The 10,004-nt window shown below is 54.6% G+C and carries 8 protein-coding genes; 4 read left to right on the top strand and 4 right to left on the bottom strand.

Translation table 11 applies throughout. The annotated features are described in order from the left end of the window. Positions 1-84: 84 nt before the first annotated feature. Positions 85-1,257 (top strand): OpgC domain-containing protein, encoded by a 1,173-nt coding sequence (gene opgC, locus G7064_RS04370; RefSeq protein ID WP_166072610.1) that lies wholly within the window; start codon positions 85-87, stop codon positions 1,255-1,257. Between the two features lie 81 nt (positions 1,258-1,338). On the opposite strand, the gene G7064_RS04365 is transcribed toward opgC, so the two are convergent. Beyond that, positions 1,339-3,033 (bottom strand): MFS transporter, encoded by a 1,695-nt coding sequence (locus G7064_RS04365; RefSeq protein WP_166072608.1) that lies wholly within the window; start codon positions 3,031-3,033, stop codon positions 1,339-1,341. 155 nt (positions 3,034-3,188) lie between these two features. Between G7064_RS04365 and G7064_RS04360 the strand changes: the two genes are divergently transcribed. Then, a complete protein-coding gene (locus G7064_RS04360; protein WP_166072607.1) occupies positions 3,189-4,070 on the top strand; it encodes a glycerophosphodiester phosphodiesterase family protein in 882 nt (293 codons plus the stop codon). A 47-nt stretch (positions 4,071-4,117) separates the two neighbouring features. Here G7064_RS04360 and G7064_RS04355 read toward each other — a convergent pair whose 3' ends face one another. The 3 genes from G7064_RS04355 to G7064_RS04345 form a co-directional block, all read right to left on the bottom strand. Continuing rightward, entirely contained in the window at positions 4,118-4,447 is a 330-nt protein-coding gene (locus tag G7064_RS04355; protein WP_166072606.1) for a hypothetical protein, read from the bottom strand. A gap of 170 nt (positions 4,448-4,617) precedes the next feature. Then, positions 4,618-5,061: a hypothetical protein gene (locus G7064_RS04350; RefSeq protein ID WP_166072605.1), complete on the bottom strand. Its 444-nt coding sequence runs from the start codon at positions 5,059-5,061 to the stop codon at positions 4,618-4,620. A gap of 427 nt (positions 5,062-5,488) precedes the next feature. Next, positions 5,489-6,496 (bottom strand): chemotaxis protein CheB, encoded by a 1,008-nt coding sequence (locus G7064_RS04345; protein WP_166072604.1) that lies wholly within the window; start codon positions 6,494-6,496, stop codon positions 5,489-5,491. Positions 6,497-6,779: 283 nt separating this feature from the next. On the opposite strand from G7064_RS04345, the gene G7064_RS04340 reads away from it, so the two are divergent. Together G7064_RS04340 and G7064_RS04335 are read left to right on the top strand one after the other, a co-directional pair. Then, positions 6,780-7,622 (top strand): chemotaxis protein CheB, encoded by an 843-nt coding sequence (locus tag G7064_RS04340; protein ID WP_166072603.1) that lies wholly within the window; start codon positions 6,780-6,782, stop codon positions 7,620-7,622. Then, positions 7,559-9,841, top strand: coding sequence for a CheR family methyltransferase (locus G7064_RS04335; protein ID WP_317172855.1), 2,283 nt, complete (start codon positions 7,559-7,561; stop codon positions 9,839-9,841). Before G7064_RS04340 ends, G7064_RS04335 begins: the two co-directional genes overlap by 64 nt. Positions 9,842-10,004 lie beyond the last annotated feature (163 nt).

Here is a 10,004-nt window from a genome sequence, read left to right as displayed (position 1 = left end):
TATAATAAAAATAATATCTATGAAAGTTGATCTATAGTTCTTATCTATCGGAAAAATTATAAAATATTGAAATTAATTATAATTATGAAAAGAATACATTCCCTCGATTTCTTCAGAGGTATAATGCTGATTTTGATCACAGTAGATCATTTTCTATCTGAAAAAGACATCGTCAGACACTTTACATATGAGTTCATTGGCTGGGTGACTGCTGCTGAAGGCTTCGTATTCTTATCGGGGCTGACAGCAGGCATTATATATACTCATAAGCTGATCAAAAAAGGCGAGCGTTATACAAATGAAGCAGCAAAAAAGAGAGCTTGGTTAATTTACAGGAATCATATAGCTATTTTGCTCTTTGCTTTAATAGCTGTACTGTTTGGTTACGGATTGAATGAATATTGGGTTAATCATTACAGCTTGTTTGCTGAAAATCCATTCTTATCAATATTCTTAGGTGCTACATTGTTATATCAGCCTATATATTTAGATATATTACCAATGTACGCAGTCTTTATTTTATTTGTGCCAGTGATAATTAAATACTTTCAAAAAGGAATTGTTTGGCAATTATTTGCTTGTTCAATTGGATTGTATATGTTTCCAATTTTTATGGGATCTAACATATTAAATGACATAACGCAGATTAGGGATATAAATACTGGCTTCTTCAATCTACTTTCTTGGCAATTTCTGTTCTTTCTAGGCTTATTTTCAGGCTTCAGCTACTACTATGGAAAGACCAATCGGTGGCTGAACAATAAATATCTACTACTATTTTCATTGATTTTGTTCTCTGGGCTCTTCTTAATAAAGAACTTGCATGTTAATTTGGATGGGCTTGACCTTTTATTTTCTAAAAATATATTAGGTCCAGTAAGACTTATAAATTGTTTGTCAATTGTTTTTATTATAGCGTTTGTATCTACTAAAACGCCGCGTTGGTTTTCATCTAAACCTATGTGTTATTTGGGTCGATACTCATTAGAGGTGTATTCATTTCATGTGTTGCTGATAATTTTATTAAAACCTTTGAAGGAAGCATTCAGTGATTTTTATTCAATTCAAATAACACACTATTTCTTTGCGTATCCATTAGCCTTATTAATGATTTTATTATTAATAGTGCCTGCTTTATTTCTGGCTCCGACGCTATTAAGGAAAAAAACATATGTACTTCGTAAAAAGGAAGCTATACCTCCATATGAAGATGCGGAGTTGGCAAACGCTAGCCTTCTATTAGAAGAGAACAAATAGCTAGTCTAAAAGCCAGCACATTGCTTCTGCTTGCATTTGCGATAGGGTAAGCTTATTTAGTGGAACAGGCAGACCATCTTACTAAGCCGAGGTTTCGCCGGCAGTGCTGGCAATATGGCGGGTGCTGCCCGGAACCATTACGCGGGGCGGTTGAATTGGCTCGGCATGGAGGGCTAGGAGCCGGGCCACCACGGGCATTTCAGGGCCAATGTGAAGCTCTCGGGCGCGAACTTTTACATCGGCTTCTTCCCGACTTACGCCCCGGTCGTGGAGCTGTTCGTACTCTTCCCACGATTCTACCATAAAATACTCCACCATACGGATCGGGTCAGCCAAATCGACGTAGAGCCCAACACGGATGGCGCCTTCGCGGCGGCGGATGCGGCTCAACTCCTCCATGAGTGCCGCAAAGGCGGCGCGGTTGGCGGGGGCGATGCGGTAGGTAGTAGTGATGATGATAGGCCCGGCATCCGGCGCTGGCTCTTCCTCGGCCAGCACGGGCGTAGGCCGTGGGCGGGCGGGCGTAAAGTCGAGGCTTTCGGGGGCATTAATAAGCGAGTAGCGGAATACCAATAGCGTACTCAGTCCCAGCCAGATAGCCGCACCCGACAACGCCACCGGTAAGCTCCAACGGGTAGCCACCGTTCCCCAAACTACGCTACCTAGAGCCATACCGCCCTGAATAGTAAGCAGATACAAGCTGATGGTGCGAGCCTGCACCCAGCGTGGCACCACCGTTTGTACGCCCACGCTGAAGGAGTTGAGCACCAGCATCCAGGCCAGGCCCACCAGCACCAGCAAGCCATAAAGCAGCCAGTGGTTGTCAGCAAAAGCCAGCCCCAGCAGGCCCATGGAAAAGGCAATAGTAGAGAGCGTTACGCGGTGGTCGATGGTGAGGCCGCGGTTGAGGCGAGGGAGTACCACCGCCCCAATAACGGCTCCCAGCCCCATGCACGAAAGCAGGGTAGAGTAAAAGGAAGTGGGCAATTGTAACCGCTGGGAAACCACGGCCGGCATCAACGCCAGCAGGGCGCTGGCTCCGAATGTAAAGCTGACGCCTCGTACCAGAATCCGCTGCACTGGCGGGGCAAATCGGGCATACCGAATGCCGCCCCGGATAGCGGCCACCACCCGCTCGGTGGCCAGGGTAGAGGTAGCTTGATGCTCGCGCTTCCAGCGCCACACCATGTAAATAGTAGCCAGAAATGACAGCCCGTTGATCAAAAAAGCCCCCCCGGCCGAGTAGTAGCCAATAACAATGCCCCCCAAGGCTGGCCCAAAAGCCCGCGCCAGGTTAAAGCTCACGCTGTTCAGGGCAATGGCCTGAGGCAATTCGGCGCGGGGGACCAGCTCAGGTGTTACGGTTTGCCACACCGGGTTATTAAGCGCGCCGCCCAGGCCCAGCATAAACGTGAGCAGGAGCAGCAGCCAGGGGGTGGTGAGGCCCATGAAGGTTAGCAAGGCCAGCAGCAGCCCTACTGAAGCCATCCAGGTTTGGGTGAAAAGCAGCATCCGGCGCCTATCTACCAAGTCAGCCAGAGCGCCGGCGGGTAAGCTGAGTAGAAAAACCGGTAGGGCCGAGGCCGTCTGGAGTAAGGCTACCAGCACGGGCGAAGGCGTCAACTCAGTCATCAGGCCCACGGCGCCCACGTTCTGCATCCACGTGCCGATGTTGGACACAAACGACGCAATCCAGAGCATCCGGAAAAACGGAATTTTGAGTGGGGCGAAGGGAGAAGTGGGGGTAGGCTGGGTAAGCGTAGTAGAAGCAGGCATGGGGGGCAAATCTGAAGCTAAGCCGTGCGCGGGCGAACCGTTTAGCCTACGTACGGCCCCCGAAAACTGCCGGTCTCATTTTCATTCTAAAAAAGCCCCCCGCCCGGTGGCGCACCCCTAGGCGGGAGCTTTTTTATTTGCGTATGTTGACCCCCATGCGACGAACCACTCTTGCCTTGCTGGCCGCCTTGCTGATCGTGCGCAGCGCAACCGCGCAGCAGCTTTCGCTGGATTGGCAGGGCCATCGGGGCTGCCGGGGTCTGATGCCCGAAAACACCATTCCGGCCATGCGCAAGGCCCTGGACCTGGGCGTGACCACCCTGGAAATGGACGTGGCCATCAGCCAGGACCGGCAGGTGCTGCTCTCCCACGACTCCTACCTGAACGCCGATTTCGTGCGCACGCCCGAGGGGCAGCCCCTTCCCAAAGCCCAGGAAAAAAGCTTCCGCCTGTACGCCATGCCCTACGCTGACATTCGGCGCTACGACGTGGGCAGCCAGGGCAACGCGAAGTTTCCACGTCAGCAAAAGCTGCGCACCTACAAGCCGCTGCTCGCTGAGGTAATCGACTCGGCGGAGGCGTATGCGCAGGGAAAAGGCCGCCCCGCCCCGCGCTATAACATCGAAACGAAAATGACTCCGGCCGGCGACGGTACCCTGCACCCGGCGCCCGCCGCGTTTGTAGCGCTGCTACTGGCCGTGGTGCAGGCTAAAGGCATTCAGGACCGGGTTATTATTCAGTCCTTCGACCCTCGGGCCCTAGAGGAAGTGCACCGGCTACGACCCGAACTGCCTACTGCTTTCCTAGTGGACAACACGCAGGGGCTGGCGGCGAACCTACGGCGCCTGAGTTTCCGGCCCACGCACTATAGTCCGCATTACCGGCTGGTGAGTAAAGCATTGGTGCAGCGCTGCCACCAGCAGGGCATGAAGATCATTCCCTGGACAGTGAATATGGCGGCCGACGTGAAGAAAATGCTTCAGCTAAAAGTAGATGGTATCATCACGGATTACCCCGATTTGCGCCTTGGCCACTAAACGAGCTAGGCTTGCGGACAGCGTAGCGGTCAAAACCCTTACGGTCGCTAAGCAGTAGCTGTCCGGTGACTGGCTTCGTCGCTGTGCTTGCCGGAAGCCTGAAGTACTTCAAAAACGGTATCCAGGCGGAGCAGGTGTAGGGTGCGGAATAGGGTGGGGCTAACGTTGTAGAGCCGCACTCTGGCTCCGCCATGGTGCAGTAGAAGCAGCTGGGAAGCAAGGTGCCCCACGCCGTGCGTTCGCAGGCAATCCAAGTGCTCACAATTGACAAACAGACGAGGCTCGCGCATGGTAGCAACGCGTACTAAGGTGTTGCCAAACTGAGCCGAGTTACTCGGATCAACCCTCAGCTTTACCGCGCGGGGAATCCAAGTCATGTGCCGAGAGGAGTGCGCTTGCATGGGGATTGGAATAAAGGGAGAGAATACGTAAATATTAGGTTCAGAGGGCGATGCAGCAGGATGGCACTAGACAAATCTAAACAGAAGTGCAGCCCTTTATTTGCGTAAAATCACCTATTTTCAAAACCCGTATTTCTACCTGCTCGCTAAGTAAGTGTGTACAGTATCCTCCCCAACTGCTGGCCCTTACTAATACACGGGTCAATCTGTGCTACAGAATGCCCCACACTAAATCGCCAGATGTGACTATCGGGACTGCGTCGGGCCAGGGTAAAAGCGCCTGTCAGGTTGCGGCCGCGTAGGTGGAGAAGCAAATGCCCCGCCTCAATACACTGCTGTAGGGCCGCGGGGAGGTTTTCTTGCTTTGCTTCAGCTATCCTGCATTCGCCCCTGTCTACCTCCACATGGGGGAGGGGCACCGACGTGGGCGACTCACACAACAAGTAGTAGGGGAGCCCGTCGAGCAATTGCTGAGCCCGTCCTGGCAACACCCAGTGCATGAGTTGGCTGGTAGGCGAGCACAACGCCAGGTGTTGAAAAACAGCATCTTTTGATGTTTGCCGCAAGACAAACCAAAGCGAAGAATTCATTACGTATAGCTCGGAGCAAATAGGGCCTTATAAAGTTGAACAGATGAGCTACAGACCAAGTCGCCAGCGGCGACTCGGCGGAACGTAGGGTGGGGCTGATTATACTGCCTACTGTTGGATAGCGGCAGAGAGCAGAGGTAGCGCGAAGGCCACGTAGTGGCATTGCCCGGCAGAGTCAGATAGAGTTACTCTCGGCCGCAGTCTTCCCATTCCGGGCAACCCACTCACTTACTTTAACGCTGATTAGGCCCAAAAATTCACCTGTTTACTACGGAAAACGACTGGCACGAACACGTAATTTGACCAGCGTATTTCACGCTTATTCCGGGATAATACGGAGTGCGGGACCTGCAAAAAAGCCCCCCGGACTAGTCCGGGGGGCTTTTTTTGAAACGGGGTTGTTGGGAAGTGCCTGCCGTTATTGCTGCTACTCTTCCGGAGTCGTTACCACGGTGCTGCCGCTTACGCCATTGAGCAAAAACTCGCGCAGACGGTTGATGTGGTTCTTTATTTCCTCAATGCGCTCCTCCTGCTGCACCGAATAATGACCCTCGCCGCGGCTCGCTATACTGGTCAGCAGATTTTTGCGTTCCTCCATCATGCGCAGGGCCACCCACAAGGTTTCTTCAAGGCTGTGCTGCGTACTTTTAAGGAGCGCATTGGCAGTGAAGGCATGGCCTGTGTGGCAGCGGTAGCGTAGCAGCTTGCCGTGCTTGAGCTCAAAAAGCGCCCCGCCACAGTCGGGGCAGGTCATGGAACTGACTTGGCCCAAGCGTTCAACTTCGTTGGTAGTTCCCACGACTCTTTCCGCAATAGCGGCCTCCAGTTTAATGTCTTCAGGTACGTTGCTATTGCCAGAGGAAGGTATCCGTACCAGTCTGGCCAGTAGTTCACCCATCTGCGAGATGGGCAATACATAATCGATGGGCACGTTGCTGAGCGCACTTTCAGGCATACTCGGATACTCTGCCTCCTGAGGGTCCTGCACCACGGCGAGGCCACCAGCGCGCTTAATCAGCTCCAGGCCCGCAGTGCCATCGTGGAGCATACCCGTAAGCACCACCCCGATAACGGCGGTTCCGTAGTGAGCCGCGGCGGAGCGAAAAAGGGCGTCAGCCGCCGGGCGGTAGTGGTTTTCGCGGGGACCTTTAGTCACCAGCATATGACCATCCTTCACCAGCAAGTGACGGTCGGGGGGCGCTAGGTACACGCAGCCAGCCTCAATTCGGTCGCCGTCGCTGGGCAGCAGGCATGTAAGCGAGGTATGGCGCGCCAGGCGCTCTACCAAGTGCCAGCCCGAGGAATCGGGAGCAAAATGCTGTACGATAAGCACGGCCGCCGACAGTGCAGTCGGCAGTTGCTCAGCCAGTCGACACAAAGCAGGCATTCCGCCTGCTGAAGCACCAACCACGATAAGATGGGAGGGGTTTTTCACAGATGCGAACAAAGAAGGTGGGACGTGCGCGCTGAGTAGTTTCCTTAAACTACGAGGAAGGCCGTTTGGGGGCTATGGTTGAGCTCGGAAGAAGCGCCGATAAGCGGAATAAAATCGCGCTCCTGTATACGCAGAATTTGCGCGGCAAATCACAAACCGCTACCCCAAGTAGGATGAGGAGCCGGGTTTTACCGAAAGCTCGACACGCTTTTTCAGACTTGGGAAAGGAGTAACTTTACATATTCCCACCGTTTGGGACGCATCCCAAACACGCTTCGTTTCCTTGGAGCCCAGTTTTCTTGCTTATGCTTCCTCCCCCGACGATCATACTGACGAGCCCGGCATCACTGTCAACTTTCACGACCCCAGCCAGATTCCGGCCAGCGTGACGTCCCCCCAACTGCGGCTGGCCAACCATCAGGATAACGTACAGGACAAGTTTACGATTGTGGGCCTGGGCGGCTCGGCAGGCTCCCTGCATGCCTTCGAAGATTTTTTTGAGACTATGCCCGTGGATAGCGGGATGGCCTTCGTGATTGTGACCCACCTTGCCCCGGAGCAGGATGCCACGCTGGCGGGCGTGTTGCAACAATTCACGCGCATGCCCGTACGCGAGGCCGAAGACGGCATGAGAATACGCCCCAATGAGGTGTATGTGATTCCGCCCAACAAAGACATGAGCCTGCTACACGGCACGCTGCTGCTGTTTGCGCCCACGCAGCCGCGGGGCAAGCGCATGCCTATCGACTTCTTTTTTCAAAGTCTGGCCAAAGATGCTCGCGAGCGGGCCGTGTGCATTATCTGCTCTGGCATGGGCACCGATGGTACCATTGGGCTGAAGATGGTGATGGAGAACTTTGGGATGGTAATGGTGCAAGCGCCCGATACGGCCGAGTACGACTCCATGCCCCGCTCAGCCATTGCCACCGAGTTTGTAGACTACGTGCTGCCTGTGGATCAGCTGCCCGGCAAGCTGCTGGAATACATTAATAAGCCCCCACAAGCCGCCCGCACCGCGAAACGGCCGAGTCGGCGTCGAAGCCGGCCCACGCTCTCCAGAAAATCTTCCTGCTCATCCGTTCCCATACGGGCCACGATTTTTCCTTTTATAAGCGCAACACGGTGATGCGCCGCATTGAGCGGCGCATGAATTCTCACCAGATCAAGGACTTCACCCACTACGTGCGCTACCTGCAGGAAAACGTGCCGGAGGTAGAAGCCCTGTTTAAGGAGCTGCTCATCGGGGTAACCAAGTTTTTCCGGGACAACGAAGCGTTCGACTCGTTTAAAAAGCACTTGCTGCCAATGCTTCGCCAGAAGCCTGACGGCAGCCTGGTGCGGGTCTGGACCCCCGGCTGCTCCACCGGCGAAGAAGCGTATTCGGTCGCCATTACCTTGCTCGAATGCCTCGACGCACTAGCGCCAGAGCGCTATCTGAAGGTTCAGATTTTTGCCACTGACATCAACGCGGAAGGCATCGACTTTGCCCGCGCCGGCTTTTACCCCGAAAACATAGCCGCCGATGTGACCCCGGAGCGGCTGCGGCGCTACTTTACCAAGGTGGAGGGCGGCTACCAGATTCGGAAAGAGCTGCGCGACTTGGTGGTTTTTGCCCCCCACAACCTCAACAAGGATGCTCCCTTCACTCGCCTCGATGTGCTGGTGTGCCGCAACCTGCTCATCTATCTGTCGGCGGAGCTGCAGCGCAATCTGCTGCCCGTGTTTCACTACGCCCTCAACCCTAACGGGCTGCTGTTTCTGGGACCGAGCGAGAACCTGACGGGCTTCCAGGATTTATTTGCCCCCCTGGATGTCAAGTGGAAGATTTCGCGGCGCATGGAGGGCGCGGCGTCCCTGCCCCGTCTGCTTAATTTCCCCTCGGGCTTGTCGCGGCTGCCATCTATTCCTACCGTAGCAGCCACCAGTTCTGGCCTCGGAGGCACCCGCAAAGATGGCCCCTTCGCTATCCTGGTGCAGAAAGCATTGCTACGCTACTTTGCCCCGCCGGCCGTGGTTGTCAATCCGAAGGGCGAAATCCTGTTTGTGAATGGGCGCACGGGCCGCTACCTGGAGCCGGCCCCTGGCCTCAGCAACCTGAACATCTTTGAGATGGTGCGCGACGACATGCGCTTCGAGCTGAGCGGCGCCATTCATCAGGCCAGCACCACCCACGCCGATGTGGTAGTGGACGGCATGAAGCTGGCCACGGATACCGGCTTTCAGCTGGTGCGCCTCAGCGTGAAATACATGACCGACCCAGAACACTTGCAGGGCCTGATGCTGGTAGCGTTTGAGGAGCAAGCCCCACCCCGCAAGGTGCGCCCAGGTAAAGTCAATTTGCTGAGTGCTGACCTGAGTCGCGACGCGGCGGTGGCAGCCATGGAAAAGGAGCTGCACTACACCAAGCAGCGCCTGCAAATGACCATTGAGGAGATGGAAAGCAGCCTGGAGGAACTGAAAAGTACCAACGAAGAGCTGCAAAGCGCCAACGAGGAGCTGCAAAGCACCAACGAGGAGGCCATGACCAATAAGGAGGAAATGCAGAGCATGAACGAGGAGCTGCTCACGCTGAACCTACAGTACGCGAGCAAAACGGAGGAGCTGAGTCAGGCGGCCAACGACATGAAAAACCTGCTCGATGCCACCGAAATTGCTACCATCTTTCTCAATAATGATTTGCTCATCAAACGGTTCACCCCATCCATCGGGCGCATATTCAAGCTGGTGGCTTCGGATGTGGGGCGGTCCATAACGGACTTTGCCAACAACCTGCGCTACGATAATTTGGCCGGCGACGTGCAGCACGTAATTGACCGGCTGGTAACAATAGAAACCAACATTCAGACGACCACCGGCGAGTGGTACGCCATGCGCATTCTGCCCTACCGCACCCTCGATAACTACATCAACGGGGCCGTTATCACCTTCAATGATATCACTCAGCTCAAGGACCTAGAAGGTAGTCTGCAAGCCAGCACCAGCTTTGCTGAAAGTATCGTCGAAACTGTGCGCGAGCCTATGATCGTGCTCAACCAAGACCTGCAGGTGGTCATGATCAGCGGAGCCTTTGCCGAGCACTACCGCTTGAGCGTGGCGGAAGCGAAAGGCCAGTCGCTGACGGAACTGAACAATGGCGCCTGGAACCTGCCCCCTCTGCGCCGCCTGCTCACCAACCTGCTGAGCGATAAAAGCGAAGAGTTCGACAACGTGCCGTTGCAGGTAAAGCTGCCTGAGTTGGGCCCGCGCCAGGTGCTGGTATATGGCCGCCGCCTGCTCAGCCACGGCTCGCAAATGACGTCTGTACTGCTGGGCGTAAGTGATGCACCTGCGCAAGCCCCGACCTAGGCAGCTGGTTTGCAAGCAGTGCGCATGAGAGGTAGGCATCAAAAAAGCCCCCCCAGTAGGCCGCTCTACTCGCCTGCGTTGCGTATGCATTATTACCTTGGCGCAGGGGCGCTGATCTTGCGCTGGGGGGCTTTTTTTAAGGTCAGATTCTGATTTGCAGTAG

It is taken from the genome of Hymenobacter sp. HDW8 (assembly GCF_011305775.1).
In the GTDB taxonomy this organism is placed as follows: Bacteria; Bacteroidota; Bacteroidia; order Cytophagales; family Hymenobacteraceae; genus Hymenobacter; species Hymenobacter radiodurans.
This window is presented reverse-complemented; position numbering and strand designations above follow the sequence as displayed.